This window comes from Micromonospora sp. NPDC050276, assembly GCF_044459545.1.
Classification (GTDB): Bacteria; Actinomycetota; Actinomycetes; order Mycobacteriales; family Micromonosporaceae; genus Micromonospora.
This window is the reverse complement of the sequence record NZ_JBITJA010000001.1, coordinates 446,145-472,051: the sequence shown is the minus strand read 5'-3', so window position 1 is coordinate 472,051 and position 25,907 is coordinate 446,145. Positions and strand designations below refer to the sequence as shown.

26 protein-coding genes are annotated in these 25,907 nt (G+C 70.9%); 11 read left to right on the top strand and 15 right to left on the bottom strand.

All coding sequences use genetic code 11. The features are described 5' to 3' along the window. Nucleotides 1-25: 25 nt before the first annotated feature. Complete coding sequence (locus ACIBF8_RS02215; protein ID WP_396780485.1) at nucleotides 26-1,372, top strand: aspartate aminotransferase family protein; 1,347 nt, start codon at nucleotides 26-28, stop codon at nucleotides 1,370-1,372. A 178-nt stretch (nucleotides 1,373-1,550) separates the two neighbouring features. Here the strand turns inward: ACIBF8_RS02215 and ACIBF8_RS02210 are convergent, their stop codons facing one another. Then, on the bottom strand, nucleotides 1,551-1,916 hold the full coding sequence (locus ACIBF8_RS02210) for a DUF3499 domain-containing protein (protein ID WP_396780484.1): 366 nt from the start codon (nucleotides 1,914-1,916) through the stop codon (nucleotides 1,551-1,553). Between the two features lie 153 nt (nucleotides 1,917-2,069). Between ACIBF8_RS02210 and ACIBF8_RS02205 the strand changes: the two genes are divergently transcribed. After that, nucleotides 2,070-2,519, top strand: coding sequence for a metallopeptidase family protein (locus tag ACIBF8_RS02205; RefSeq protein ID WP_074316962.1), 450 nt, complete (start codon nucleotides 2,070-2,072; stop codon nucleotides 2,517-2,519). 112 nt (nucleotides 2,520-2,631) lie between these two features. Here ACIBF8_RS02205 and ACIBF8_RS02200 read toward each other — a convergent pair whose 3' ends face one another. The 6 genes from ACIBF8_RS02200 to ACIBF8_RS02175 form a co-directional block, all read right to left on the bottom strand. Continuing rightward, nucleotides 2,632-2,889 (bottom strand): WhiB family transcriptional regulator, encoded by a 258-nt coding sequence (locus tag ACIBF8_RS02200; RefSeq protein WP_007455784.1) that lies wholly within the window; start codon nucleotides 2,887-2,889, stop codon nucleotides 2,632-2,634. A gap of 459 nt (nucleotides 2,890-3,348) precedes the next feature. After that, nucleotides 3,349-3,678: a phospholipase gene (locus ACIBF8_RS02195; RefSeq protein ID WP_396780483.1), complete on the bottom strand. Its 330-nt coding sequence runs from the start codon at nucleotides 3,676-3,678 to the stop codon at nucleotides 3,349-3,351. 20 nt (nucleotides 3,679-3,698) lie between these two features. Continuing rightward, entirely contained in the window at nucleotides 3,699-5,093 is a 1,395-nt protein-coding gene (locus tag ACIBF8_RS02190; RefSeq protein WP_396780482.1) for a DUF4331 domain-containing protein, read from the bottom strand. 51 nt (nucleotides 5,094-5,144) lie between these two features. Further along, nucleotides 5,145-5,423 (bottom strand): hypothetical protein, encoded by a 279-nt coding sequence (locus ACIBF8_RS02185; RefSeq protein ID WP_363610042.1) that lies wholly within the window; start codon nucleotides 5,421-5,423, stop codon nucleotides 5,145-5,147. 161 nt (nucleotides 5,424-5,584) lie between these two features. Beyond that, on the bottom strand, nucleotides 5,585-8,128 hold the full coding sequence (locus ACIBF8_RS02180) for a bifunctional FO biosynthesis protein CofGH (RefSeq protein WP_396780481.1): 2,544 nt from the start codon (nucleotides 8,126-8,128) through the stop codon (nucleotides 5,585-5,587). A gap of 115 nt (nucleotides 8,129-8,243) precedes the next feature. Further along, the gene (locus ACIBF8_RS02175; protein WP_396780480.1) at nucleotides 8,244-9,215 is read right to left on the bottom strand and encodes a hypothetical protein; all 972 of its coding nucleotides are present in this window, start codon (nucleotides 9,213-9,215) and stop codon (nucleotides 8,244-8,246) included. A gap of 98 nt (nucleotides 9,216-9,313) precedes the next feature. On the opposite strand from ACIBF8_RS02175, the gene cofD reads away from it, so the two are divergent. Further along, nucleotides 9,314-10,306, top strand: coding sequence for a 2-phospho-L-lactate transferase (cofD, locus tag ACIBF8_RS02170; RefSeq protein ID WP_396780479.1), 993 nt, complete (start codon nucleotides 9,314-9,316; stop codon nucleotides 10,304-10,306). After that, nucleotides 10,303-11,388: a coenzyme F420-0:L-glutamate ligase gene (locus ACIBF8_RS02165; RefSeq protein ID WP_396780478.1), complete on the top strand. Its 1,086-nt coding sequence runs from the start codon at nucleotides 10,303-10,305 to the stop codon at nucleotides 11,386-11,388. The genes cofD and ACIBF8_RS02165 overlap by 4 nt, the downstream gene beginning before the upstream one ends. 39 nt (nucleotides 11,389-11,427) lie before the next feature. Here ACIBF8_RS02165 and ACIBF8_RS02160 read toward each other — a convergent pair whose 3' ends face one another. Together ACIBF8_RS02160 and ACIBF8_RS02155 are read right to left on the bottom strand one after the other, a co-directional pair. Continuing rightward, nucleotides 11,428-12,426 (bottom strand): ArsR/SmtB family transcription factor, encoded by a 999-nt coding sequence (locus ACIBF8_RS02160; protein WP_396780477.1) that lies wholly within the window; start codon nucleotides 12,424-12,426, stop codon nucleotides 11,428-11,430. Between the two features lie 290 nt (nucleotides 12,427-12,716). Continuing rightward, complete coding sequence (locus ACIBF8_RS02155) at nucleotides 12,717-13,763, bottom strand: hypothetical protein (protein ID WP_396780476.1); 1,047 nt, start codon at nucleotides 13,761-13,763, stop codon at nucleotides 12,717-12,719. Nucleotides 13,764-13,802: 39 nt separating this feature from the next. On the opposite strand from ACIBF8_RS02155, the gene ACIBF8_RS02150 reads away from it, so the two are divergent. Then, a complete protein-coding gene (locus ACIBF8_RS02150) occupies nucleotides 13,803-14,420 on the top strand; it encodes an NUDIX hydrolase (RefSeq protein ID WP_396780475.1) in 618 nt (205 codons plus the stop codon). On the opposite strand, the gene ACIBF8_RS02145 is transcribed toward ACIBF8_RS02150, so the two are convergent. Both ACIBF8_RS02145 and ACIBF8_RS02140 read right to left on the bottom strand, forming a co-directional pair. Further along, nucleotides 14,389-15,483 (bottom strand): mannose-1-phosphate guanylyltransferase, encoded by a 1,095-nt coding sequence (locus tag ACIBF8_RS02145; RefSeq protein ID WP_396780474.1) that lies wholly within the window; start codon nucleotides 15,481-15,483, stop codon nucleotides 14,389-14,391. The two genes, ACIBF8_RS02150 and ACIBF8_RS02145, sit on opposite strands and share 32 nt — an antisense overlap. Before the next feature lie 63 nt (nucleotides 15,484-15,546). Next, on the bottom strand, nucleotides 15,547-16,692 hold the full coding sequence (locus ACIBF8_RS02140; protein ID WP_396780473.1) for a glycosyltransferase family 4 protein: 1,146 nt from the start codon (nucleotides 16,690-16,692) through the stop codon (nucleotides 15,547-15,549). Nucleotides 16,693-16,846: 154 nt separating this feature from the next. Here ACIBF8_RS02140 and ACIBF8_RS02135 point away from each other — a divergent pair, with 154 nt between their 5' ends. After that, on the top strand, nucleotides 16,847-17,536 hold the full coding sequence (locus ACIBF8_RS02135) for a TIGR03089 family protein (RefSeq protein WP_396780472.1): 690 nt from the start codon (nucleotides 16,847-16,849) through the stop codon (nucleotides 17,534-17,536). A 113-nt stretch (nucleotides 17,537-17,649) separates the two neighbouring features. On the opposite strand, the gene ACIBF8_RS02130 is transcribed toward ACIBF8_RS02135, so the two are convergent. After that, the gene (locus tag ACIBF8_RS02130) at nucleotides 17,650-19,656 is read right to left on the bottom strand and encodes an acetoacetate--CoA ligase (RefSeq protein WP_396780471.1); all 2,007 of its coding nucleotides are present in this window, start codon (nucleotides 19,654-19,656) and stop codon (nucleotides 17,650-17,652) included. A 142-nt stretch (nucleotides 19,657-19,798) separates the two neighbouring features. After that, entirely contained in the window at nucleotides 19,799-20,317 is a 519-nt protein-coding gene (locus tag ACIBF8_RS02125) for an acyl-CoA thioesterase (protein WP_238657289.1), read from the bottom strand. Nucleotides 20,318-20,340: 23 nt separating this feature from the next. Between ACIBF8_RS02125 and ACIBF8_RS02120 the strand changes: the two genes are divergently transcribed. Beyond that, nucleotides 20,341-21,012 (top strand): hypothetical protein, encoded by a 672-nt coding sequence (locus ACIBF8_RS02120; protein WP_396780470.1) that lies wholly within the window; start codon nucleotides 20,341-20,343, stop codon nucleotides 21,010-21,012. A gap of 61 nt (nucleotides 21,013-21,073) precedes the next feature. Here ACIBF8_RS02120 and ACIBF8_RS02115 read toward each other — a convergent pair whose 3' ends face one another. Together ACIBF8_RS02115 and ACIBF8_RS02110 are read right to left on the bottom strand one after the other, a co-directional pair. Then, nucleotides 21,074-22,363 (bottom strand): multidrug effflux MFS transporter, encoded by a 1,290-nt coding sequence (locus ACIBF8_RS02115; protein WP_396780469.1) that lies wholly within the window; start codon nucleotides 22,361-22,363, stop codon nucleotides 21,074-21,076. 198 nt (nucleotides 22,364-22,561) lie between these two features. Then, the gene (locus tag ACIBF8_RS02110; protein WP_396780468.1) at nucleotides 22,562-22,795 is read right to left on the bottom strand and encodes a hypothetical protein; all 234 of its coding nucleotides are present in this window, start codon (nucleotides 22,793-22,795) and stop codon (nucleotides 22,562-22,564) included. A gap of 589 nt (nucleotides 22,796-23,384) precedes the next feature. Here ACIBF8_RS02110 and ACIBF8_RS02105 point away from each other — a divergent pair. The 4 genes from ACIBF8_RS02105 (at nucleotide 23,385) to ACIBF8_RS02090 (ending at nucleotide 25,846) form a co-directional block, all read left to right on the top strand. Next, nucleotides 23,385-23,525 carry a hypothetical protein gene (locus ACIBF8_RS02105; protein ID WP_396780467.1) on the top strand — a complete coding sequence of 47 codons (141 nt, stop codon included), beginning with the start codon at nucleotides 23,385-23,387 and terminating at the stop codon, nucleotides 23,523-23,525. 146 nt (nucleotides 23,526-23,671) lie between these two features. Then, complete coding sequence (locus ACIBF8_RS02100; RefSeq protein WP_396780465.1) at nucleotides 23,672-23,815, top strand: hypothetical protein; 144 nt, start codon at nucleotides 23,672-23,674, stop codon at nucleotides 23,813-23,815. A gap of 67 nt (nucleotides 23,816-23,882) precedes the next feature. Continuing rightward, the gene (locus ACIBF8_RS02095; protein WP_396780464.1) at nucleotides 23,883-24,872 is read left to right on the top strand and encodes a hypothetical protein; all 990 of its coding nucleotides are present in this window, start codon (nucleotides 23,883-23,885) and stop codon (nucleotides 24,870-24,872) included. Continuing rightward, nucleotides 24,869-25,846, top strand: a complete 978-nt coding sequence (locus ACIBF8_RS02090) for a DUF2332 domain-containing protein (protein WP_396780463.1) — start codon at nucleotides 24,869-24,871, stop codon at nucleotides 25,844-25,846. Before ACIBF8_RS02095 ends, ACIBF8_RS02090 begins: the two co-directional genes overlap by 4 nt. Nucleotides 25,847-25,907 lie beyond the last annotated feature (61 nt).

Here is a 25,907-nt window from a genome sequence, read left to right as displayed (position 1 = left end):
CGGCCCGACGACCGATGGGGCTGACATGGCCAACGCCACCGACCACCTCTGGATGCACTTCACCCGGATGGCGAGCTACTCCGCCGGTGAGGTGCCGACCATCGTGCGCGGCGAGGGCGCGTACGTGTGGGACGCGCAAGGCCGCCGCTACCTGGACGGGCTCGCCGGGCTGTTCGTGGTCAACGCCGGCCACGGCCGCACCGAGCTGGCCGAGGCTGCCGCGAAACAGGCCGGCGAGCTGGCCTACTTCCCGCTCTGGTCGTACGCCCACCCGAAGGCCGTCGAGCTGGCCGAGAAGATCGCTGGGCTCACCCCCGGCGACCTCAATCGGGTCTTCTTCACCACCGGCGGCTCCGAGGCGGTCGAGGCGGCATGGAAGCTGGCCCGCGCCTACTTCAAGCGCACCGGCCGACCCAACAAGTACAAGGTGATCAGCCGGTACATCGCCTACCACGGCACCTCGATGGGTGCCCTGTCGATCACTGGCCTGCCGGGCATCAAGAGCGACTTCGAACCACTGGTACCGGGCGCGATCAAGGTGCCGAACACGAACTTCTACCGGGCCCCCGAGCACGGCGACGACCCCGAGGCGTTCGGCCGCTGGGCCGCCGACGAGATCCGTCGGGCCATCGAACGGGAGGGGCCGGACACCGTCGCCGCGGTCTTCCTCGAACCGGTGCAAAACTCCGGCGGGTGCTTCCCACCCCCGCCCGGCTACTTCGAGCGGGTCCGGGAGATCTGCGACGCGTACGACGTACTGCTCGTCTCGGACGAGGTGATCTGCTCCTGGGGTCGGCTGGGCGAATACTTCGGCGCGGTGCGCTACGGCTACCAGCCGGACATCATCACCACCGCCAAGGGCATCACCTCCGGCTACGCCCCGCTCGGCGCGATGATCGCCAGCGACCGGCTGATGGAGCCGTTCCTCACCGAGACCGGCATGTTCGCCCACGGGGTGACCTTCGGCGGGCACCCGGTCTCCTGCGCGGTCGCCCTGGCCAACCTGGAGGTCTTCGCCCGCGAGGACCTGGTCGGGCACGTACGCGCCAACGAGGACGCCTTCCGGGCCACCCTGGAGAAGCTGTACGACCTGCCGATCGTCGGCGACGTCCGTGGCGACGGCTACTTCTACGGCATCGAACTGGTCAAGGACAAGACGACCCGGGAAACCTTCAACGAGGCCGAGTCGGAGCGCCTACTGCGCGGCTTTCTGTCCACCGCGCTGTTCCAGGCGGGCCTCTACTGCCGGGCCGACGACCGAGGCGACCCCGTCATCCAACTGGCCCCACCCCTGATCGCCGACCAGCAGCACTTCGACGAGATCGAACAAATCCTCCGCACAGTCCTAACCGAAGCCTGGACCAAGCTCTAACTCGGAAGTAGACCTACTTCCTCCCGATTAGGGCCGCTTCGCGCAGCGGAGCGACAGGGACTAACCCCACCCACCCACCCCCTCAAGGTGCTGATCAAGAGGTTTGCGTCAAAAACAGGCCAACTAATGACCGAAACCTCTTGATCAACGCCGGGAAGGGGCACCGGCGGGGCAGGGGCTAGTGGTTGGGGGGGATTACTCGGAGGTGGCCTCGGCGGCCGGTTTGGTGGGGGTTGTCGTGGCCCTGGTCCGGCTCCGGGGGGCGGGGCGCCGGACGGGCGGCTTCGCGGACCGCTTCGGCCAGCGCCACCAGGTCGTCCGTGGTGGGCGGCGGCGGCTCGAACTCGCCCTCGTGCCGGACCACATCCCAGCCCCGAGGGGCGGTCAGGCTACGGGCGTGCGGCTCGCACAGGTCGTACGTGTGCGGCTCGGCGAACGCCGCCAGCGGCCCCACCACCGCTGTCGACTCGTTGTAGACATAGGTCAATGTGGCGACCGCTTGCCGGGGGCAGCCGTTACGGGAGCAGCGCCGTGGTGACCTCACGTGCGGCAGGGTATCTCCATTACCGGGTCCGGCGCATCGCTTCGCGTTGCGACACGCCCGTCGTGGTGATCACAGTCGACCCACTTGGGCCCGCCGCGCCACGGGAACGGCGCTGCCGCTGGCCAGCCCGACCCGGGCGCTACCCTTTGCCTCATGACGAGCCCGGAACACCGCCGCCCCGGCTCCGGCCGGCGTGCGCACCGTGACCGGCACGGGCGCGGCCTGCGCGGGCGGCTGGTGCCGGCCACCGTGCCGCTGGCGCGGACCAAGGCCGAGGTCTTCGACGACCTGGTCCTGGACACCGTCGAGACGCTGGAGCGTCGGTTCGCCAAGGAGTTGGCCGGGGTCGAGTTCGCGGTCGAGGATGTTCCGCCGGACCTGAACGTCTACGACTCCGACGTGTTGGAGGACGGCGAGGTCCCGCTGGCCCGGCTGCTGCCCGGCCGCCCGGGCCGGCAGGAGGTGCCACCGCGGATCGTGCTGTACCGACGGCCCCTGGAGTTCCGGGCGATGGACCGTGAGGACCTCGCCGATCTCGTGCATGACGTGATCATCGAGCAGGTGGCGAACCTTCTCGGGGTCGACCCCGACGAGCTCGCCTGAGCCTGGCCCACCCGGAGAGCGGAGAGTCGGGCCGGAGGGCGGAGAGTCGGGCGGCCCCCACCGCCCTAACCTCGCACCGCTCAGGCGGCCCCCCGCCTCGACCTCGCACCGCTCAGGCGGCTCGCCGCTTCAACTTGCGCCGCTCCCGCTCGGAGAGCCCACCCCAGATGCCGAACCGCTCGTCGTGACCCAGAGCGTATTCGAGGCATTCGGTCTTGACCTCGCAGCGCGAACAGATCCGCTTCGCCTCGCGGGTCGAGCCGCCCTTCTCGGGAAAGAACGCCTCGGGGTCGGTCTGCGAGCACAACGCCCGCTCCTGCCACTCCGGCGCGTTTCCGAGCAGGTCGGCCACCTCAAGCTGGCCGTCCATCAAATGCCTCCTTGTCGCGCACCGGCGTCATCGCCGCTGCAACCCCCCACGCGAAAGGCGTGCTTGTCCGTCCGGTCCCGTTTTGTTGCGTTCCGTGCGAACAACCCCATTCAAATTACACGCGTGTAATGCGTGCGCCGTCAAGCCAAACTTGATAATGGAGTCGCCCTCCCGACACCCGTGGTCGGCCCGTCGGGCCGTCCAGCCTCGCAACCTGCCCTATCGATTCAGACCCCGGCCGAGTAACGCCCTCTCCGGCGAGTTGCCCGACTTTTCTGCCGTGGCGCTCCCTCGACGGGTCGCCGTCGGGAAGCCACCAGACACCGCCACCCCCTAAGCTGATCTTGGTGGGGGACAGGTTAACGCGGTGCGGCGCAGACCGCCCGTCGAGCTGCGCACAGCACTTGCGCCCCGTCCACATTGTGGACGGGGCGCAATCGGAAAACGCGTGCCGAGAAGTCAGCCGGCGGCCCCAAATCCGCTGCTAGGCCAGACGAACTCGGCTATCGCTCCACCATGGACAGAAACTGTGCCGACGGGCGTGCGTTCGTCCCACCAGACGGTATAGATCCCGCTCGGCAGATCGGGATAGACCGCAGTGTGGAACGAGCCGTCGTGCACCCGTCGCTCCCGCACCGCCGAGTGGACCCGCCGGTCGCCGTCCCGGCTGATCTCGATCTCTCGGCCGTGCAACTCTCGACCCGTGTAGAGGATCAGGGCACCGGTGTCGCCGCCCAGATCGAGGACGACACTTCCGGTCTCCGACGGCCCGTACGCGTGCTCGTGCATCCGCCGCTCCCCCGCGCCGGTCAGGACGCCGCCGGCGGGTTGTTGAACCCGTCGTACGGCGTACCCAGGTAGGGGAAGTTGCCGAGGAACGGCGCTGTCACATCGGCGGCGCTCAGCCCCGGGGTGACCGCGGCGGCCGCCGCGTCCGGTCGGAACGTCTTGTCCACCAGCGGGACGGTCACCCCGGCGATCGCCCGCAACGCGATGCTCACCACGTCGTCGCCGATGCGTCGGCCGTTCGGGAACCCGGCCAGGTCGCCACCGAGCACCCCGAACCGGTCCGGGTTGCGGGTCGGCGGGATCGCGGTGTTCAGCCGCAGCATGTCGGCTTGCACGTCCCCGGTGGCGTTGGTGAAGCCGTCGATCAAACCGGCCGGCACGCCGGTGAGCAGGATCGCCACCAGGTCGGCGCGGGCCTTCTTCGCCTTGGTGAGGTTGTCCAGATTGGGGAAGACGTCCGGATAGAGAGCCGGCAGCAGCGCGGCCAGCTCCGGCTGCTCGACGAACTGCGCGAACCGCTTGTCCTCCGACGGCGGCAGCGAGTTCCACAGGTCCTTCTTGGACATCGGCACGATGACCTCGTTGAACAGCGGATTGCCCAACCGGGAGACCTGGGTGAACGGGCCGGTGGCGGTGTCCGCCGCACCCCGGTCACCGAGAACCCGCACCTGCCGGCGCGACGCCGAGGTCCACACCCCGATCACCGAAGCCCGGTCGCCGGAGCCGTACCGGTTGGCGCGCCGCCGCACCCGATCCAGCGGCACCTGCACCGCGATGCTGTGCACGTTCATCCGGTCGGTGGCGTTGACCGGCTCCCCCTCGGCCTTGAAGATTTTCTTCCCGGCGACGTGCAGCTGCTGGAACGGCCGCAGCGTGCCGAGATCGAAGATCGCCCCGAGGTCGACGAAGAACCCGTCGGCGCGCTGCCCGGCGAAGACCCGCTCCCCGGTGGAGAGCGAGAAGGTGGCCTGCCGCACCAGCTCGGCGTACTTCGGTGTGGACAGCGGGCCGACGTTGCATGGCGGGCAGGGCAGCTTGTGCGCCAGCCGGTGCGCCCGGCCGTCGGCCACCCGGGTCAGGCTGTAGAACTGCCGCCGGTTCCAGTTCTTGCTGTCCAGCGAGTCGATCGGACCGGTGTTGTAGAGAAAACTGTTCGGGTTGGTGATCTCGGTGGTGAATTCGAACCGGTAGGTGACATCCGGACGGCCGTCGCCGTCGTTGTCGATATGGATCTCGTACCGCACGTCGTCGCCGAACTCGAAGAAGTTCGGGCCCCCGGAGGGGAGCTGCAACGGCACGTAGTTGGCGATCAACGTGACCGTGTCGCGCTTGTCGGGACTGACGAACGCGTACAGGTCGGAGCTGTCGGCGACCGGATCCTTGGCTATTTCCGGGGCCTCGCGGTGGGAAGACATGGCGAACCAACCTCACTGGGCGGGGAGCAGGATGGCGGGGCGGGTGTCGGGTCAGCGCCGGGCGGCGCGCCGCAGCCGGTCCGCCAGGCCGCGGTCGCGTACCTCGATCCGGGCGTCACCGACGAAGACGTCCATCGTTCCGGAGGCGGCGTCGCGCAGGTGCACGACGATCGGTTCGTCGGCTCGTCCGGCCGCGCCGGGGGCGTTCTGCGCGGCTGACAGGCCCGGCACGGTGAGCGCGGCGGCGCCGAGGGTGGCGCTGGCCGCGGCGGTCAACGTCTGCCGGCGGGTCAGTCGCGGCCACTGCCGCTTCCGCTGATCACTGGTCATGGGCAACCTTTCGGCGGCGGCGCGAGCGCGCCCGCGGAGACGGACGGGTCCGGTGCCGTCTCGCGACGCCGCCGGGCCCTTGGGGGGACACCGGCGGCGGTCCTCGCCGTGACCGCCGCCGGCATCGCGTGGTACGGCCGGCGGCGGGGAAAGGTTCGACGTCAGGGTCGGGCGTGACCGTACGCAGTCGTTCGCTTGCGGGCCGGACGACCGGCGGCCTTCGCGATGGCCCGCAACTGCTCCTCGGTACGCGCCGACCCGTTGTCGGAGCCGGCCATCCGGGAGATGGTCTCCTCCATCAGCGTGCCGCCGAGGTCGTTGCAGCCACCCTGGAGCATCGCGACCGTGCCCTCGTCACCCAGCTTCACCCAGGAGCACTGGATGTTGTCGATCCGGCCGTGCAGCAGCAGCCGGGACATGGCGTGCACCACCCGGTTCTCCCGCCACGTCGGCCCGGGTCGGGCGATGCCCGCCAGGTAGATCGGGGCGTTGGTGTGCACGAACGGCAGCGCCACGAACTCGGTGAACCCGCCGGTGCGGTCCTGCACCCCGGCCAGCACCCGGAAGTGCGCCAGCCACTGCCCGGGGTGGTCGACGTGGCCGTACATCATCGTGGAGCTGGACCGGATGCCCAGCTCATGCGCGGTGCTGACCACCTCGACCCAGGCGGCGGCCGGGAGTTTGCCCTTGGTCAGCACCCAGCGCACGTCGTCGTCGAGAATCTCGGCGGCGGTGCCCGGGATGGTGTCCAGCCCGGCCTCGCGCAGGTGGATCAGCCACTCCCGGACCGGCACGCCGGCCTTCGCGGCGGCCGTGACGATCTCCATGGGCGAAAACGCGTGCACGTGCATCTCGGGCACCCGGGCCTTGATGGCGCGCACGATGTCGGCGTACCCGGTGACCGGCATCTTCGGGTCGATGCCGCCCTGCAGGCACACCTCGCTGGCACCGACCGCCCACGCCTGCTCGGCCCGGTCGGCGACCTGCTCGACGGAGAGCCGGTACGCGTCGGCGTCCCGCTCGCGCTGGGCGAACGCGCAGAAGCGGCAGCCCACGTAGCAGACGTTGCTGAAGTTGATGTTGCGGTTGACCACGTAGGTGACGTCGTCGCCGACCACCGTGCGGCGCACGTCGTCGGCGAGGCGGCACAACTCGTCGAGCGCCGGTCCGTCCGCCCCGAACAGCGCCAGCGCGGCATCGGTGTGCCGGGGGTCGAGCAGCGCCGCCGGGTCGTCGGCGGCCAGCTTGAGCCCGGCCGCCAGGTCCCGGTCCGCCCCGCTCCCGGCCGCTGCCGGGGGTACGCCCGCACGGCGTGCGGCCGCCTCGGGGGCGACCTTGCCGGCCACCTCGGACCAGTCGCCGTAGACGCTGTCGAAGTCGCCGCGCCGGTCGTCGGTGCGGCCGGTGGTGTCGATGGTGGCGTGCAGGTCGACCCGCCCGCCGAACGTCTCCTCCGGCTCCTGCCAGGGTCGCCCCTGCGGCATCGCCGACTCGACCGCCATGCCGGAACTCAAGTCGGCCAACGCGTTCACGTGCGGCAGCAGCCGCGGGTCGAGCCACGGGTCGCCCGCGCGCACGTACTCGGGGTAGATCGTCAACCGCTCCCGCAGCGTGAACCCGGCCAGCTCGCTGTGCCGGGCCAACTCCTCGATCTGGGGCCAGGGGCGCTCGGGGTTGACGTGGTCCGGGGTGAGCGGGGAAACACCGCCCCAGTCGTCGATGCCGGCGCGCAGCAGCAGGTCGTACTCGCCGGCGATGAGGTTCGGCGGCGCCTGGATCCGGGCCTTCGGGCCGAGCAGCAACCGGGCCACCGCCACCGTGGCGGCCAGGTCGTGCAGCTCCGCGTCGGGCATGCCGCGCATCGCCGTGTCCGGCTTGGCGCGGAAGTTCTGCACGATCACCTCCTGGAGGTGGCCGTACTCCCGGTGGGCGCGGCGGATCGCGAACAGCGCGTCCACCCGCTCCGCCGGGGTCTCCCCGATGCCGATGAGAATGCCGGTGGTGAACGGCACCCCGACCCGCCCGGCGTCGTCGAGGACCCGCAACCGGACCGCCGGCTCCTTGTCCGGCGAGCCGAAGTGCGGGCCGCCCGGCTCGGACCAGAGCCGGGTCGCGGTGGTCTCCAGCATCATGCCCATGCTCGGCGCGACCGGCTTGAGCCGTTGCAACTCCGACCAGGACAGCACGCCCGGGTTGAGGTGCGGCAGCAGGCCGGTCTCCTCCAGCACGGCGACCGCGCAGGCGCGCAGGTAGTCCAGGGTCGAGTCGTAACCGCGTTCGTCCAACCAGGTCCGGGCCGCCGGCCAGCGTTCCTCCGGCCGGTCGCCCAGGGTGAACAGCGCCTCCTTGCACCCCTGCGCGGCACCGGCCCGGGCGATCGCGAGGACCTCGTCGCGGTCCAGGAACGGCGCCGGCAACCGGTGCGGCACGGTCGCGAAGGTGCAGTAGTGGCAGCGGTCCCGGCAGAGCCGGGTCAGCGGGATGAAGACCTTCTTCGAGTACGTGACCACGCCCGGCCGCCCGGCGTCGCGCAGCCCGGCGTCGCGGATCCCCCCGGCCACCCGCAACAACTCGTCGAGCGCGTCACCCCGAGCGGACAGCAGCGCGGTCGCCTCGTCGACATCCAGCGCCCGCCCGGTCGCGGCCCGGCCCAGGGCCCGCCGCACGCTCGCGTCGCTCGGAACGGACGGGATGCGATCAACCATCCACTCACCCTATGCGCTGGGCGTACCCGCCCCACCGCACCCACCCCACCCGTCCCCCTGCTGATCATGAGGTTATTGCCACGACACGCCGTACGGCCGGGCAACAACTTCATGATCAACGAGGGTGGGAGCCCGGGGGGTCGTTGGGCTTGATGTGTTGGGTCCGGTCGGTGTCGAGGTCGGTGGGGTGGGAGATGACCTCGGTCGGGTCGGCGGACTGACGCGGGATGGCCTGCGTGGGGTCGGCCGACGGCGGCTGCCCGAACGGGGGCGCGGCCGGGGACGGCGGTGCCGACTGGGGGGCCGGGTTCGCCGGGAGCCCGGACTGCGGGTGCGGCGGGGCGGACTGCGGAATCGGCGGGGCGGACTGCGGGTGCGGCGGAGCCGACTGTGGGGCCTGGAACGGCGGCGACGGCTGGCCGTACTGGCCGGCCTGCGGGTAACCACCCGGCTGTCCCGGCTGCGGATAGCCGCCCGGCTGGCCCGGAGCGGGCCAACCGCCCGGCTGCTGGCCGCCGGGCTGGCCCGGGGCCGGCCAACCGCCCGGCTGCTGCGGCCAGCCCGGCTGGGGCTGGCCGTAGACGCCCGGCTGGGGCTTGGGCCGCGGCACGTAGTAGTGGGCGCGCCAGATGGTGTAGACCACCCAGGCGGCGATCGCGAAGATCACCATCCAGGCGAACCGGGTGAGCACACCGAGCAACGCGTCGAGCACCTCGGCCTCGGCGAGGCGACCCACCGTCCAGATCAGCATGGTCAGCGTGCCGAACAGGGCGCTCACCGCGTACTCGATGAGAGCCGCCTGCGTGATCAGCTTCGCCCTCGGCAGCACCGGGGCGATGTGCGTGGCCAGCAGCACCGCCAGCAGGGGGAGACCCACCGCCTCCACCCCGACGAACGCGTAGAAGGCGCTGCCCGCGCGGTCGGTGAAGGAGCTGTAGTCGTTCGGGGCGATGAACCGGAGCAGGCCCACGAAGAGGAACACGGCGTTGGCGCCCAGCAGCGCGAGCGCGGCGAGCTCACGTAGTGGCTTGGTCAGCTGACGGGCCTGCGTCGCGTCGGAGGACGCGGGCTCGGCGGGGCTGGTCACGAGCTCCCCCTCGGGGCATGAACGGACAGGGCGCACGTGAGCCTAGTCTCCTGGGCCACCGACGGATCGGAGGCGTCACGTGCGCGAGGATGGTCGACATGCGCATCGTGGTTCTGGCCGGCGGCATCGGCGGCGCCCGGTTCCTGCTCGGCGTCCGGGCGTACGCCCGTGACGTCGGCGCGGAGGTGACCGCCGTGGTCAACGTCGGCGACGACCTGTGGTTACACGGGTTGAAGATCTGCCCCGACCTGGACAGCGTCATGTACACGCTCGGTGGTGGCGCAGACCCGGAACGGGGCTGGGGTCGGGTCGGCGAGAGTTGGACGGTCAAGCAGGAGCTCGCCGCGTACGGGGCGCAGCCGACCTGGTTCGGCCTCGGCGACAAGGACATCGCCACCCACCTGGTCCGCAGCACCATGCTCAACGGTGGTTACCCGTTGAGCGCGGTCACCGAGGCACTGGCCACTCGTTGGCAGCCGGGCGTGCGCCTGTTGCCGGCGACGGACGACCGCCTGGAGACCCACGCCATCGTGAGTGGGAAGGGTGAGTCGACGGCCGCGGAGAGCGCGGGTGACGTGCAGGACGAGCAGGGCCAGCGGGCGATCCACTTCCAGGAGTGGTGGGTGCGGTACCGCGCCGACATCCCCACCCACCGCTTCGTCTTCGTGGGCGCGGAAACCGCGAAACCCGCGCCCGGGGTGTTGGACGCGATCGCCTCGGCCGACCTGGTGCTGATCGCGCCCAGCAACCCGGTGGTGAGCGTCGCGCCGGTGCTGGCCGTACCGGGGTTGCGGGCGGCCGTGGCCGACGGCCCGGCGCCGGTGGTGGGCGTGTCGCCGATCATCGGCGGAGCACCGGTGCGGGGCATGGCCGACCGCTGCCTGGAGGTGCTCGGTGTCGAGTGCAGCGCGGCCGGGGTGGGCCGGTTGTACGGCGGCCGGGCGAGCGGTGGCCTGCTCGACGGGTGGCTGGTCGCCGAGGAGGACGCCGGCACGGTGGTGCCCGAGGTGACGGTCCGCGCGGTGCCGCTGCGGATGACCGACGAGGCGGCGACGGCGGCCATGGTCCGCGCCGCGGTGGAGTTGACGTGAGGCTCGAAATTCTGCCGGTGCTCGGCATCGGCCCTGTGACCGAGGGCGACGATCTCGCCGCGGTGATCGCGACCGCCGCGCCGTGGCTGCGCAGCGGCGACGTGCTGGTGGTGACCAGCAAGATTGTTTCCAAGGCGGAGGGGCGGCTGGTCGACGTCCCGGCGGACGGGCCGGAACGGTTGACCGCACGCGACGAGATCCTGGCCGGTGAGACCGCCCGGGTGGTCGCCAGCCGGGGGGCGACCCGGATCGTGCAGACCCACCACGGTTTCGTGATGGCCTCGGCGGGGATCGACGCGTCGAACGTGGACAAGACCCAGCTGGTGCTGCTGCCGGTCGACCCGGACGCCTCGGCGCGGGCGCTGCGCGACGCGCTGCGGGAGCGCTACGACCTGGACGTGGCCGTGATCATCAGCGACACGATGGGCCGGCCCTGGCGCAACGGTCTCACCGACGTGGCGCTCGGCGTGGCCGGGATGCCGGCCATCCGCGACCACCGGGGCGAGACCGACCCGTACGGCAACGAGTTGCAGTTGACCCAGATGGCCGTCGTGGACGAGCTGGCGGGTGCCGGCGAACTGATCAAGGGCAAGTGCGATCAGGTCCCCGTCGCCGTGGTGCGGGGCTACCTGCCCGCCGGCAGCCCGGACGACACCGGTGGCGCGCGGGCGTTGATTCGCGACGCCGCGCAGGACCTCTTCTCGCTCGGTACCGCCGAGGCCCGCACCGCCGGGCTGGCCGCCGCCGCCACCCTGGCCGATGGTCCTGGCCCGACGCCGGCCGACCTGGCCGCGGTGCGACGGGCGATCGACGCGGTGGCCGGGGTGGTCGCCCCCGGCACGGTCTTCACCCTGGTCGACGAGGCGGAGGTACGCGCCGGACTGGTCGCCGAGATGCCCGGGTGGCCGGATGGCGCGGCCCTGCTGCTCGGTTCGGCCCCGACGCCGGTCGAGCCGATGGGTCTGGTCCGCTTCGGCGCGGACCTGCACCGGTTGCGCGTCGCCCTGGCCGCCGAGGGCGTCGGGTCGACCCTGTTGCCACCACCCCCGGGCAGCCCGGCGAGCGCCGCGCTCGCCCTGTAGCCGGTGAGCGCCGCGCTCGCCGGGTGCGCGACGGCCGGGTCACGTGTCCAGCATGGCCCGGCCCAGCGGGGTCAACGTGTGCAGCACACTGTTGCGTTCGCGGTGGCTGACCAGCAGGCCGGCGTTGCGCAGCACGGTGGCGTGCTGGCTCGCCGCCGCCGGTGAGATGTTCAGCTGGCGGGCCACCTCGCCGGTGGTGCAGCCCTCGTCGCTGGCCTGCAACACCGCGGCCCTGGTGCGGCCGAGTAGCGCGGCGAGTGATTCGCGGGCAGCGCCGGACGGGGACGCTCCGGTGGCGTCGGCCGGCACCAGCCCGCCCAGCCGGTCCACCGGGTAGACCAGCACCGGGGGCAACGCCGGGTCGAGCAGTGCGACCGGGGTGGCCGCGCAGAAGAACGACGGCACGAGCAGCAGCCCACGGCCGTCCAGGTGCAGCTCCCGGCTGTGCGGGTAGTTGCGCACCTCCAGTACCCCGCTCTCCCAGCGCATCGCCGGCCGGAGGCTGGTGAGCAGACCCTCGACCCCGCCGTCGAGCAGCGCCCGCGCCCGGCGCGCGCGGTCCGCGGCCACCGCGGACTGGATCCGGCTCCAGTACGGGCTGATGGCCAGCGACCGGTACTGCTCCATCGACTCGGCCAGGTGGTGCAGCACCGCCGCCTCGCCCCGGGCCAGCGCGGCCGCCGAGGAGGGCAGCTGATTCTCGGCGGCCAGCACGCTCAGGTCCCGGTGCAGCAGCTCGGCGGGAGTACGGCGGAGCGCGTCCAGCCCGGCCTCGAAGCCGTCGACGCTGGCGTACGGGGTGAGGAAGTCGGGGAAGTAGCCGCGCGGCGGGCTCAACGCGAAGAGCAGGCGCAGCTGCTCGGAGGCGGCGTCCTGGCGAAGCTCCCGGGCCACGCTGCGTCGCCAGTTGGCGGTCAGCGGATCGCGGGTGCGGCCCCGCAGCACGTGCAAGCTGAGGACCAGCTCCCAGACCGGGTCCGCCGCCGGCGCCACCCGGGTCCGGAGGATGTCCTCGCCAGAAAAGTGGATCTTCAGCATGGAGCGCTCCCGTGTCGCCGGCAGGGGGGTGCCGGATGACCGTTCGACTCTACCTGGCCGGCAGTAATCTCCATCTTTAAGCCTGGACTGAAAAACCTCGACGCCCCCGGGGCCGGTTCGGCATGCTTCCAATGCCCGAACACGGCGCCGCGCGTCCTGGACGCTCGCACTGCCGGGGCACCGGGACCGGGGAGGCCCCGGTGATCGGACGGCACCACGAGGGTCTGCGGCCCTTGCTCCGCAGAGGTGCCGTCCGGTCATCCGCCCCCCGCGCCGGCACCGCGCCCGGCTCAGCCGACCCAGAGCGCGACCCGGTGGTCCTCATCGGTGACGTAGAACGGCCTGCCGTCCAGTTCGGCCAGCCCCTCGACGTGATGAAACGGCGCCAGGTCCGCCACCGCCTCCCCGACCAGCCGGCCCCCGTCGCCCGACGCACCGACGGGCAGCCGGAAGCGGACGTGCCGGGAGGTGACGTCACCCCCGCCCGGATGGTCGTCGAGCAGGACCGATCCCTTGCCCAGCGCGTCGATCGAGCCGACCACTGCCGCGTACCCGCCGTCCGGCGTCGGGGTGATCGCGCGGAAACCGGTCAGCTGCCCCGGCGGGGTGACCCCGGTCAACACGTACGCGCCCAACGCCCGCGGCCACGTCGGCTCGGCGGTGAACATGCCCGGCACGTCAGCCACCTCGACCAGGATCGGCTCACCGGCGTCGGTGACCGGGAACCGAAGCCCGAGCAGCACCGTCCCGGCCGGGGTGAAGGCCGCCGCCTCCACGTTCAACGGCAGGTCGTCCGGGGCCAACCGGCTCACCCAGCTCTTCTCCCGCACGGTCCCCCGCGCCAATGTCTGCACGATGAACCGGGCCCGGACCCGCTCCCCCGCCGGCAGCAGGGTCAGCGGCGACGCGGCGAGCGCGTCGTTCACCGCCCGGTGCAACCGGAACGAGTTGCGCACCACCTGCACCGGCACCGGCCCGGCCGCCGCGTCGTCCTCGCGGAACCGGGCCACGAAGGCACGCCGGGGTCGCAGCGGGCCGGCCTTCGAGCCGAAATGGGAGCCGAAGACGTACACCCAGCCGTCGTGGTGGGCGAGCGCCTCGCCATCCTCGGTCCGCCCGTTCTCCCCGCCGGCGTCCGCCCGCACGTGCCGGGCCGTCCACTCGCCGTCCTCCTGCTCCAACAGCAGCGCGAGACAGCGCTCCACCGGCCCCTCGTCCAGCACGGTCCAGAAGCCCCGCCGCGCACGGTACGCGCGCAGCAGCGCCGCCGACCGCACCGGCAACAGATCGCTGGCCTCGTTACCGGCCACCACGAATTCGACGAGTCGCAAGGTCACCGGGCCAGCGTACGGAGCACACGCTCGTACAGTGGCGGGGTGCCCGACACCGTGATCACCGGCCCGACCGCCCACCCGACCGACCCCGAGACGTACGCGGCGCTGCACGCCGACGCCACCGCGCTGCTCGAAGGCTGGCAGCCCACCAGCCCGGCCGCCGCCAGTGCGCGGGACCGGACCCTCGCGCTGCTCGCCGCCGGCCCGGTCGCGATGAGCCGGCAACACCGCCCCGGGCATCTCACCGCGAGCACGCTGGTGCTCGACTCCACCGGCTCGCGGGTGCTGCTCTGCCTGCACGGCAAGTTCGGGCGCTGGGTGCAGCTCGGCGGGCACTGCGAGCCGACCGACCAGACCCTGGTCGCCGCCGCGCTCCGGGAGGCCACCGAGGAGTCCGGCATCGCCGGCCTGCGCATCGACCCGGTGCCGATCGACCTGGACGTCCACCAGGTGCAGTGCCAGGGCGGCTCTGCGCACCACGACATCCGGTTCGCCGTGCTCGCCCCGGCCGCCGCTGTGGAACAGGTCAGCGACGAGGCCGAGGCGCTGGGCTGGTTCCCCCCGGACCAGCTGCCCGAGCCACTGGCCGGTGGGACCAGGCAACTGGTCGCACCGGCCCTCGCCGCCCTCAGACGTAGCCCTCTTCGCCTCGCTCCTTGAGCTCGTCGACCAGGGCCTTGACATCCTGGGCCCGGTCGCGGGGGCAGACCAGCACCGCGTCCGGGGTGTCCACCACGATCAGGTCGCGCAGACCGAGGACAGCCACCAACCGGCCCGACTGCGGCACCACCACCAGGCCGGAGCTGTCCCGCAGCAGCACGCCCGGCTTGGCGTCGGTGCCGAGCACCACGTTGCCCGCGTCGTCCGCCGCCGGCAGCACGTCACCCAGGGTGTGGAAGTCGCCGACGTCGTTCCAGCCAAAGTCACCCGGCACCGTCGCGACGCGACCCGCCGTGGCCGCGCCCTCCATCACCGCGTAGTCGACCGAGATCTTCGGGAGGGTGGGCCAGATCGCGCCCAGGACCTCGTCCTGCTCGGGGGTGCCCCAGGCGGCGGCGATCGCGGCGACCCCGGCGTGCAGCGCCGGCTGCTGGCGGGCCAGCTCGGCGAGGAAGACGTCCACCCGCCAGACGAACATGCTCGCGTTCCACAGGTGCCGGCCGGACCGGACGTACGCCTCGGCGACCTCGGCGGCCGGCTTCTCCTTGAACTCGGCCACCGTCCGCCACGGCACGCCCTCGATCGGGTCGCCGGTCTCCAGGTAGCCGTAACCGGTCTCCGCCCAGGCCGGGGTGATCCCGACGGTCATCAGCAGGCCCTGCTCGGCGCCACGAACCGCCTCCTGGACCGTGCAGACCCAGCTGTCCGGGTCGCGGATCAGGTGGTCGGCCGCGAAGCTGCCCATCACCGCATCCGGGTCGCGCACCGCGATCACCGCGGCGGCCAGCGCGATCGCCGCGCAGGAATCGCGCGGCGAGGGCTCGACCAGGATGTTCTCCTCTGGCAGACCGGTCAGCTGCCGAGCCACCGCCGCGACGTGCGCGGCACCGGTGACCACAAGAGTCCGCTCCGGTGTGGTCAGCGGCGCGAGTCGTGCCACGGTCGCCTGGAGCAGCGAGGCGCTGGTGCCGGTGAGCGGATGGAGGAATTTGGGGTGGCCAGCGCGGGACAACGGCCACAACCTTGTGCCGCTACCACCTGCCGGAATGACCGCATAGAGCATCCGCACATCATGCCCGACGAACCTGCCCGAAGTGGCAAGGGTCACCACCAGCGGCGCGTAGGGTCAGGAACGGGCACGACTCCACGCGGCGATGTGCACCTCGGCGCTGGACTCCCAGGTGAACTCCTTGGCCCGATCGAACCCCGCCTTCGCCAGCGACAACCGCCGCTGCTCGTCGTCGAGGAGAGCGGCCAGGTCGGTGCCGATCTGCTCCGGGTCCTCCGAGGTGTACGCGACCGCGTCGCCACCCACCTCGGGCAGCGAGAGCCGGGGCGTGGTCAGCACCGGGGCCGCACACGCCATCGCCTCCAGGATCGGCAGCCCGAACCCCTCGCCATAGGACGGGTACGCGGCGACCAGTGCCCCACCGAGGAAACCCGGCAGGTCGGCGTAGCGCAGGTAGCCGGGGCGCAGCAGGCGCAGGTGCGACGGAACCTCGGCCACCGCCCGGTCGATGTCGTCGTCGTGCCCCTGCCCACCGGCGATCACCAGGGCGGGCGGGTCGGCCCGGTCAGCCACCGCACGGGCCCAACCACGGATCAGGTTGGGTACGTTCTTCCGCGGCTCCTTGGCGCCGAGGAAGGCGACGTAGCTGCTGTTGCCCAGCCCCAGACGAGCACGGACGCGGGCCTTCTCCTCCTCGGTGGGGGCGTGGAAGGCGGCCTGGTCGACGCCGTGGTAGGCCACGTCGATCCGGGTCGGATCGGCGTCGAGCAGCCGGATCAGCTCGTCGCGGGTGGCCTTGCTGGGCACGATCACCCGGTCGGCGCGGCGCAGCGAGGTCTTGATGGCGCTGCGGAAGAACGTGCGGCGCGACTTGTCGTAATGCTCCGGCTCGGTGAAGAACGTCGCGTCGTGCACGGTGACCGTGACCGGACACCCGGCCCGCAGCGGGCAGGTGTAGAAGGGCGAGTGCAGCACGTGTGCGCCCACCTGCTGGGCGAGCAGCGGCAGGCCGGTCTGCTCCCACGCGAGCCGGGCCGGGCGGTGCGCCACGGCGGCCGGAGCGGGGATGATCTCCGCGCCGGGCAGCATGCGGGTGTAACGCTCCTGGTCGGTGCGGAGGCTGACCACCGCCAGCTCCACCCCCGACCCGCACACCTTGCCGAGGGCGCCGAGCAGACCGTCAACGTATCGACCGACACCACCACGGTCGGCGGGGACACTCGTGGCGTCGATGAGCACGCGGGGCGGGCGACCGGCGGTCACGGGGCGACTCCTTGTACTGGCGGGTCTGTGGGGAACAACACTCCGGGGGTAAAGCCTACGCCGGGGCGTGGGCCCGACGCTGACTGCGACCCGACGGTACGCCGACTTGTCATCGTCATCGAGTACGGCCCGCAGGGGCGTATCGTTCGCGCCGATGGCCGACAACATTGCCCGGGTGTTCGCCGACGCGATCGCGACCGACCCGACCAGACCGCTGCTCACCTGGTACGACGACGCCACCGGCGACCGCACCGAACTCTCCGGCGCCACACTGGCGAACTGGGTGGCGAAGACCGCCAACCTTCTCGTCGACGAGGTCGGCCTCGCACCGGGCACCCCGGCCGGCGTGCTGTTGCCGCCGCACTGGCAGACCGCAGCGGTGCTGCTGGGCTGCTGGTCGGCCAAGTTGAGCGTCGTCGACACACCGGGCGACGTGGACGTGCTCTTCGCCGCCGTGGACCAGTTCGACGAGGCGCAGTCCTGGTCCGCTGACGAGCGGTACGCCCTCGGGCTGGCCCCGCTCGCCGCCCCACTCCGGCAGGTGCCGCCCGGGTTCGCCGACTACGTGGTCGAGGTACGCCGCCACGGTGACCACTTCACCCCGCGACCCGGTCCGGGCCCCACCGACGCGCACCTGCTGGCTCGCGCCGAGGCCCGCGCCACCGAGTTGGGCATCGAGGCCGGCGCACGGGTCCTCGTGGACGCCACCCGCTACCCCGACCCGGTCGACTGGCTCCTGGCTCCGCTGACCCGCGCCGCCACCGTGGTCCTCAGCGCCAACCAGGACCCAGCCCGCCTGGCCTCCCGCCTGACCACCGAAAAAGTGACCCAACCCCTACCCTGAACCCCACCCCCACCCCACCCCGCGATCTTGCACTTCCTGTCGTGACCTAAGGGGCAATCCACGCATCTCGGCAACAGAAACTGCAAGATCGCGGGGAGGTGCGGGCGGGCGGGTCAGGCTTGGGGGCGGGACTTTGCCAGGGCGGCGAACGCGGTCAGGGACTCCGGGTTGGCCAGGGCACCCTTGGCCGCCGCCTGGTCGACCGGGGTGCCGGTGAGGATCTTCTTGACCGGCACCTCCAGCTTCTTCGCCGAGAGGGTACGAGGCACCGACCGCACCTGATGGATCTCGTCGGGCACGTGTCGGGGTGAGAGCGCCGTCCGCAGTTCGCGGCAGATCTTGGTGCGCATCGGGTCGTCCAACTCCAGACCCTCGGCCAACACCACGAAGAGCAGCAGCTCACCGGCGCCGCCCTCGTCGTCCTCTAGGTGGACGACGACCGAGTCGACGACCTCGTCGAGCCCCTCCACCACGGAGTAGAACTCGGCGGTGCCGAGCCGTACGCCACCGCGGTTGAGCGTCGCGTCGGAGCGCCCGGTGATCACGCAGCCACCCCGCTCGTTGATCGTGATCCAGTCACCGTGCCGCCAAACACCCGGGTACACGTCGAAGTACGCCTCGGAGTAGCGGGTGCCGTCCGGGTCGTTCCAGAAGCCCACCGGCATGCTCGGCATCGGCTCGGTGATCACCAGCTCGCCGAGCTCGCCGATGACCGGCGTTCCGTCTGCGGACCGGGCCTCCACCTTCGCGCCCAACGCGCGGCAGGCGATCTCACCGGCGTACACCGGCAGCAGCGGCACCCCACCGACGAAGCCGGTGCACACGTCGGTGCCGCCGGAGAGCGACTGGAGCTGGAGGTGGTCGCCGACGGTCTCGTACACCCAACGGAAGCCCTCGGCGGGCAACGGCGCACCGGTGGAGCCCACACCGCGCAGCGCCGACAGGTCGGCGACCTCCCGGGGGACCAGCCCGGCCTTGCGGCAGGCCAACAGGTACGGCGCGGACGTGCCGAAGTAGGTGGTGCCGGTCTCCGCCGCCAGCCGCCACAGCCCACCGAGGTCGGGGTGGCCGGGGTTGCCGTCGAAGAGCACGATGGCCGCGCCCACCGCCGGGCCGGAGACCAGGAAGTTCCACATCATCCAGCCGGTGGTGGTGAACCAGAAGAACCGGTCGGCCGGGCCCAGGTCGTGGTGCAGGGCGAGCATCTTCAGGTGCTCCAGCAGGATGCCGCCGTGGCCGTGCACGATCGGCTTGGGCAGCCCGGTGGTGCCCGAGGAGTAGAGCACGTACAGCGGGTGGTCGAACGGCACCGGCGTGAACGTCAACGGCTCGTCGGTGGGCGCGGCCACGTCGGCCCAGCTCAACATGCCGTCCGACGTGCCGTCCGCCGGAGCGGAGGCCGGACCGCCACCGGCAGCGCCCTCCGGGTCGAGGTACGCGATGCGGACGGTGTGCCGCAGCGACGGCAGGGCGGCCCGGATCGCGGCGACCTCGGCGCGCCGGTCCACCGGCTTGTCGCCGTACCGGTAGCCGTCGACGGCGACCAGCACGGTCGGTTCGATCTGCTGCCAGCGGTCGGTGACGCTGCGGGTGCCGAACTCGGGCGCGCAGGACGAGAAGATCGCGCCCAGGCTGGCGGTGGCCAGCAGCAGGACGTACGTCTCGGCGATGTTCGGGGCGTACGCCGCCACCCGGTCACCGGCGGTGACGCCGAGCCGGCGCAGCCCGGCCGACACCCGGCGGACCTGCTCGCGCAGCTCCCCGGCGGTCAGCGTGACCGGCGGTCGCGTCTGCCCGTGGGAGATCACCACCGGATCGTCGTCGGCCCGCCCCGGCATCCGCAGCACGTTCTCCGCGTAGTTGAGCGTGGCTCCGGGAAACCAACGGGCGCCGGGCATGCCCCGCTCCGCCAGGGTGGCGGTCGGCGGGGTGTGCGCGATCACCTCGAAGTGGTCCCAGATCGAGCGCCAGAACCCGTCCAGATCGGTGGTGGACCAGCGCCACAGCTCGTCGTAGTCGGCGAAGTCCAACCCGCGGTGCTCCCGCAGCCAGCGCAGGTAGGCGCCGATCCGGGACCGCTCACGAACATCCGTCGGCGGCGCCCACAGCATGTCACCCACTGCTCCACCCTCCCCCGGCCCGACACGCCACTGTGACTGGGCCGTGGCGCCATCTTGCCCTACCTCGAAGCGCCATTCTGCGCACCGGGTCGGCCAACCGACGCGTGCCCGTCCCACACTCCACCCCGCCACCTCATGTGGGTCAGCCCGCGCGGTGGGCCTGGATGGCGCGGCGGCGGGCCAGCCGATGTGCCCGGCGGATCTCCGCCTCCTTGTACCGGCGCTCGTCCTCGGCCGTCTCCGGCAGCACCGGCCGGACCGCCCGCGGCGCCCCACCGACGTCCACCCCGACGAACACCAGGTACGCCGTCGCCACCCGGACCGGGGCGTCCTCGGCCGAATCCCACCGTTCGGCGACCACCCGCACGCCCACCTCCATCGAGGTCTGACCGGTCCAGTTGACCTGAGCGTGCGCGTGCACGAGGTCGCCGACCCGGACCGCCTCGGAGAAAACGATCTCGTCGATCGCCGCCGTCACCGCGGTGCCGCCACTGTGTCGGGCCGCAGCCGCCCCGGCCACATCGTCGACGAACTTCATCAGGACCCCGCCGTGCACGGTGCCGTAGAGGTTCACGTCCACCGCGGTCATGATCTTGCTGAGAGTGACGCGCGAGTACGACGTCGGCTTGCCGATCGGAGCGGCGGAGAGGTGCTCAGTCATGTCGAAAACGGTACGGTGCGCGGATGCGACATCTCTGGAGCTTCCTCGCCGGGCTGGTGGTGGCGCCCATCACCTGGGTGCTGGTCACACTGGGGCAGGACGGGTCGAGCCGGACGGTCGACCGCTGGGTGGAGATCGGCACGTTCAACACCGCCAACCTGATCGAGCCGGCCGTGTACCTCGGTGTCGGCGGTGTCCTGCTGGGCCTGCTCGGCACGCTGCGCGTCTCGCCGCTGGGCCCGCTGGTGGCCGGGGCGCTGCTGGTCACCCCGTACATCGGGATGTTCGTGGCGCCCTTCTCGGTGCGGGACGCGATCCCGCACGAGTGGAAGGTGTTCGGCGACCCGTTGCCGCTGCGGCTGCCGGTGGAGAACGGCACGCTGTTCCTGATCGGCCTGTTGCTGCTGATGGCGACCTTCAGCAGGCAGCGTTGGCGGCAGTGGCCGAGCCCGGCGACCGATCCGGCCACGGCACCCACCCCCACGTCGGACGGCGGCCCCCGCACCGACGAGTTCACGTTGACCGACTGGCCGCCCCCGCAGTCCGCCGAGCGCGACACCGCGCCCCTCACTCTGGGTTACCCGGGCGACTCGACACCGACCGAGCCGCTGCCCCGTCGGGTGGGTGGCGAATCACCCTGGTCCGCCCCGCCGCGCGGTCAGCCGCGCGCGGAGGACACCACCGAGACCCGCTGATCGTCGGGCGGGCCGGGTGACCGGCCCGCCCGCTCTCCTGCGGAGAACGTCGAGTCCGCGCCTAGTGCAGCGCGACCGCCAGCTCCGGGTCGACCGTGCCGAGGCTGGCGCGAGGCACGACGAGGAGCATGACGATCAGCGCGGCGGCCATGCCGCCCGCGATGACGATCGCCATCGGTACGCTCCCGGTGCCGAACAGACCCGCCAGCGGCGCCGACAACGCACCGATGCCGAACTGCACCGCGCCGAGCAGCGCCGCGGCGGTGCCGGCGGCCTCGCTGTGCCGGCTCATGGCCAGCGCCGGAGCGTTCGGCAGGGCGAGGCCGGCGGCGGCCAGCACCAGCCACAGTGACGCGAGCAGGGTGCCGAGGCCACCGAAGCCGGTCGCCGCGAACATGACCAGCAGCAGCCCGGCCGCCGTCCCGGCGATCAGGGCGCTGACCAGGATCTGCTGCGGGGTGTAGCGGCGCAGCAGCCGCACGTTGAACTGGGTGGCCCCGATCAGGCCCACCGCGCCGGCCCCGAAAGCCACACCGAACTGCTGCTCGTCCAGGCCGTACTCCTGCTGGAGCACGAACGACGAACCCGAGACGTACGCGAACAGGGCCGCCATCGCCAGGCCGGCGACCAGCACCAGGCCGACGAACGCCCGGTCGTTGAGCAACCCCCGGTAGTCGCGCAGGGTGGCGCTCACCCCGCCGTGCCGCCGACGCGTCACCGGCAGGGTCTCCGGGAGCCGGAACGCGGCCACGACGATCAGCAGTGCGCCCAGCACCGCCAGCGCGGCGAAGACGCCCCGCCAGTCGGTCCAGCTCAGCAGGGCGCTGCCCAGGGTCGGCGCGAGGATCGGCGCGAGGCCCATGACGAGCATCAGCCGGGAGAAGATCCGGGCGAAGGACGCGCCACTGAACAGGTCGCGGACCACGGCCGTCGCGACCACGGTGGCGGCCGCGACACCAAGCCCCTGGAGTACGCGCAGCCCGCCGAGCACCCCGATGTTGGGCGCGAAGACGCAGAGGACGGACGCCAGGATGTGCGCAGCCAGACCGGCCAACAGCGGCACCCGTCGCCCGACCACGTCGGAGAGCGGCCCGATCAGCAACTGACCCAACGCGAGGCCGACCAGCGTGCCGGTCAGCGTCAACTGCACCGCGGTCTCGGTGGTCTGCAAGCCCGCCGTGATGGCGGGCAGCGCCGGCAGGTACATGTCGATGGTCAGCGGCCCGATGGCGATCAGGGCGCCCAGCACGATGACGAGCCGTGCCCGCTGACGGTTCGTCATCAGGTCGCCGGGCAGGACCTCTTCGCGCACGGTGTCCGGGGAGGTCTTGTCGGCCAGTTGTTTCATCATCTCGATCTCTCTGCGGGAACTGGTGCCCGACGGTGGGCAGCGGAAAAGGGTCGAGACGGGGGTGGCCCGATGAGCCGACATCCAGTGGTGATTCTGTCGCTCGCCAACGCTCAGAAGCCGAACGACGTTCCCGGTGTGTGGGGAGTCACGCCGCATCGGCGTCAGTCCGGGCCTGGCGGGCGCTGCCGGGTTGCTCGATCAGACGCTCTGGTGGCAGTGGGTTTCCAGCAACGCCCGCAGCGGCGCCGGATCGGTTTCGCTCCGACTTGCGCTGGTGAGACGCAACCCGGTGCCATCCACGATGGCTCGGATGGACTCGGACAGCCAGGGATTTCCACGCGTGAGCATGCGTACCGGCCAGCGATAGACCCAGCGGGCGGCGATGAGGAGCCGGAACAGCAGCAGCCCGAGCCCGACGGCGGTGAGTGCCACCACGGCGAGGACTGCGACGCCGTCGCCGACATGGCCCGAAAGTCGTTCGAGACAACGAGCCCGCCGGCCGCGGCGACGATCAGTACCGGGATCAGCCAAGGACGCCGGACGCGGCGCCGGTGGGCGACGAAGCCGTCGAGCCAGTCCTGCTCGGTGCGGGTGTAGCTGAGTTCGACCGCCGACGCCCTCGACCACGCCGCCGCCATCGCCCGCGACCTGTGGTGACGCAATCACCAGACCAGGGCCTTGACCAGCCACGACGGACAATGCAGATACGTACTACCTCAACATCTGAGAATTTGGCACTGGTGTGGGTGTACGGCGTTTGGCACGCGTCCGTTGACGTTTTGTGATTGTCCAGGTACCCCGAGCCAACGGGCACCATATTGTTGCACCTTTTGTCAGCAAAACACCGACGCATTCGTTCGCCGGGAGAAGCGGCGGGCGGCTAATGGGTTACTCTTTGGTGAACATATCGATCACATTTCATTCATCTGTGAACCCATGACGAAGATCTTGCGGGGCAATGGGAGCGTTGATAATCTTGGCCCGCTCAATCGGGATGCTTATGAAGGAGAAGGGAGGGAAAATGGCTGACATCGTTGTGCTCGACGAGGTTCAGGAGCTGCTCGACGGCGCGTGGACCGAGTCCGCCGAGGACGCCGAGATGTTCGAGGTCTACGACTTCCGTTGCGAAACTGGCGGCGGCAGCAACGACGGCCACACCTGATAGGCCAGACGTCGGGGAACAGGGCTTCGAGCCCTGTTCCCCGACGTGAAGAAGTGGCGTTGAGGCTGTGGAGCTGCTCTTGTGGGTGGGGGTAGATAGTTTTGGCCCACCCAATCGGGATGCGTATGAAGATGAAGGGCGGGAAAATGGCTGACATCGTTGTGCTCGACGAGGTCCGGGAGCTGCTCGACGGCGCGTGGACCGAGTCCGCCGAGGACGCCGAGATGTTCGAGGTCTACGACTTCCGTTGCGAAAGTGCCGGCGGCGGTAACGGCACCGGCAACTGCTGATAGGCCCGGCAATCGGGGAACAGGGCACGAAGCCCTGTTCCCCGACGTAAAAAAAGGACCATAGTCGATGGTTGTCAAAGATGTCTCGATGGCCTACGAAGATCTAGTGGAATTTCGGGGTGCCCTCTCCCCGGCTACGCGAGACGTTATTCAACTGATCTGCGCGGATGATGCGGGCCTGCGCGACGCCAGCCTCAGAATCGTGGACAACGATTTGAGTACGGAAAGTGTCTTCCGGCTGCTCTGTGCTGCCCTCATGGGAGCGGTGAGTGGTGACCCGGGTCGGGCGGAGCCCGTCTGCCTGCTCTCCAGGATCTGGTGGGCGGGCGCGGAAACGCTCGACGACGCGATGGACGGGCAGCTCAACGTCGGCGCGTTCGGCCTGCCGGTCTCAGCGATCACCGTGGCGAGCATCGCCTGCCTGACCGTCCTGCCGCAGGAGATCGTCCGCCTGCGGGCCGGAAACGCGACGCTCGAGCGAATGTGGGCCTATGAGCTGACGCTGACCAACCTGAAGTCGGCGGGAGGCCAGTTGAGCGACGTCACGCCGGGTGTGGCCACGTGGAAGTCGGTGATGACGAGCTACGTCGGTAAATCGGGGGCGGCCTATGGCCGCGACACGGCGATGGTTGCCCAACTGGCCGGACTCGACCCAGGCCAGCAGAACGCGTGGCGGTTGTTCGGCCGACTCTTCGGCGTACTGCGTCAACTTGCCAACGATCGCGCCGCAGACGGGGCGCCGTCAAACACCGACGTGACCAACGGGACGTGGACGTTGTTGGCCGCGCACGCCATGGACACCCTGCCGGCGGGCCGACAAGCCGATTTCCGGGCCTCGTACGAGCGGGCCGGCACCGACCGGGCCAGTTATGACGATGTGCAGGAGGCGCTACGCCTGCCCGAGGTGCGCAGCGGCTACGACCGCCGGGTCAGGCGCGTCCGCGACCAGCTAATCCGGCTGCTTGACCAGGTCGCCCCGCCGTCGCAGCACCGCGACCTCGTCAGTTGGATGGTCGTCAGCAGTGCGGACGCGGCGCTGATCGGATCGTCGACATGAAGGCCTGGCAGCCCCTCCCGGCCGCCCGGATCGAGCAACTGCGGACGCTCGCCGCCGGCATGAGGTCCTACGCGCCGATCTCCGCGCAGATAGTGGCCCGCATAACGGACGATATCGAGTCCGGTGGTGACGTCGCTCGCGCTATTTCCGGCCATCCGGACTGGGGCACTCCTCTGTTTGCCACGCGTGCCCTTGCCGGCGTGCACTGGCTGATCCTCGCCGGATTGGCGCCCGACATGGAGCAGCACTTTCGACACCACGAGAGTCGGCGGGATGACCCGGCCTGGTGCGACGAGCTATGGAATCATTTTCGGGCGGTCGTGCTCGGTCACCCACGTGAGATCCGCGCAGCCCTGGATCGACCCGTTCAGCAGCACCAGCCCGGACGCGCGGCCACCCTGCTCAACGGGTTGAGCATGCTCGCCGCGCCGAAGGTGCAATTGCTTGAACTGGGTGCCTGTGCGGGTCTGAACCTTCTCGTCGACCGTTACTGGTGGTTTGGTGACGGCTGGCAGTGGGGTGACGAGAATTCGCCGGTACGGCTCGCGACCAGAGGACGCCGGCCGGGACAGTTCGAGATTGTGGACCGGGCTGGCTGCGACCTCGCTCCGCGTGACGCGGGAAATGCCGAGGACGCCATGGTGCTCCGGTCCTGTTTGCCGATCGAGCGCGACATCAACCGCATGGAACTGGACGATGCGTTGGCCCTGGCGGCTACCGACCCCGGACTGACCGTCGACAAGGCCGACGCCGTCGAATGGCTGGCGCAGCAGATGCGTGAACGCCCCCGTAGTCGGCACGTCTATACCGTCGTTTGGCACAGTCTGTTTTGGGGATTCCTCTCGCCGCAACAGCAGCACGACATCGAACGGATCATGGACTCGGCCGCCCGTAACCGACGGCTGGCACACATCTCCTATGAACCCGTCTGGGCATGGTCGGCTTCCCGACTCCGGCTGACGGTCTACTCGTGACCGGAATGCACACCCGGCGTCGCTGTTCCGATGCGTGTCCCGACGGCCATAGTTTCCAACG

Bases quoted from the DNA above. Each gene is read 5' to 3' on its own strand.
- ACIBF8_RS02145 (WP_396780474.1), bottom strand. From the start codon at position 15,483: ATGCTCTATGCGGTCATTCCGGCAGGTGGTAGCGGCACAAGGTTGTGG.
- ACIBF8_RS02135 (WP_396780472.1), top strand. From the start codon at position 16,847: ATGGCCGACAACATTGCCCGGGTGTTCGCCGACGCGATCGCGACCGAC.
- ACIBF8_RS02185 (WP_363610042.1), bottom strand. From the start codon at position 5,423: ATGACCAGTGATCAGCGGAAGCGGCAGTGGCCGCGACTGACCCGCCGG.
- ACIBF8_RS02100 (WP_396780465.1), top strand. From the start codon at position 23,672: ATGGCTGACATCGTTGTGCTCGACGAGGTCCGGGAGCTGCTCGACGGC.
- ACIBF8_RS02180 (WP_396780481.1), bottom strand. From the start codon at position 8,128: ATGGTTGATCGCATCCCGTCCGTTCCGAGCGACGCGAGCGTGCGGCGG.
- ACIBF8_RS02125 (WP_238657289.1), bottom strand. From the start codon at position 20,317: ATGACTGAGCACCTCTCCGCCGCTCCGATCGGCAAGCCGACGTCGTAC.
- ACIBF8_RS02205 (WP_074316962.1), top strand. From the start codon at position 2,070: ATGACGAGCCCGGAACACCGCCGCCCCGGCTCCGGCCGGCGTGCGCAC.
- ACIBF8_RS02190 (WP_396780482.1), bottom strand. From the start codon at position 5,093: ATGTCTTCCCACCGCGAGGCCCCGGAAATAGCCAAGGATCCGGTCGCC.
- ACIBF8_RS02215 (WP_396780485.1), top strand. From the start codon at position 26: ATGGCCAACGCCACCGACCACCTCTGGATGCACTTCACCCGGATGGCG.
- ACIBF8_RS02120 (WP_396780470.1), top strand. From the start codon at position 20,341: ATGCGACATCTCTGGAGCTTCCTCGCCGGGCTGGTGGTGGCGCCCATC.
- ACIBF8_RS02160 (WP_396780477.1), bottom strand. From the start codon at position 12,426: ATGCTGAAGATCCACTTTTCTGGCGAGGACATCCTCCGGACCCGGGTG.
- ACIBF8_RS02115 (WP_396780469.1), bottom strand. From the start codon at position 22,363: ATGATGAAACAACTGGCCGACAAGACCTCCCCGGACACCGTGCGCGAA.
- ACIBF8_RS02195 (WP_396780483.1), bottom strand. From the start codon at position 3,678: ATGCACGAGCACGCGTACGGGCCGTCGGAGACCGGAAGTGTCGTCCTC.
- cofD (WP_396780479.1), top strand. From the start codon at position 9,314: ATGCGCATCGTGGTTCTGGCCGGCGGCATCGGCGGCGCCCGGTTCCTG.
- ACIBF8_RS02090 (WP_396780463.1), top strand. From the start codon at position 24,869: ATGAAGGCCTGGCAGCCCCTCCCGGCCGCCCGGATCGAGCAACTGCGG.
- ACIBF8_RS02200 (WP_007455784.1), bottom strand. From the start codon at position 2,889: ATGGACGGCCAGCTTGAGGTGGCCGACCTGCTCGGAAACGCGCCGGAG.
- ACIBF8_RS02095 (WP_396780464.1), top strand. From the start codon at position 23,883: ATGGTTGTCAAAGATGTCTCGATGGCCTACGAAGATCTAGTGGAATTT.
- ACIBF8_RS02105 (WP_396780467.1), top strand. From the start codon at position 23,385: ATGGCTGACATCGTTGTGCTCGACGAGGTTCAGGAGCTGCTCGACGGC.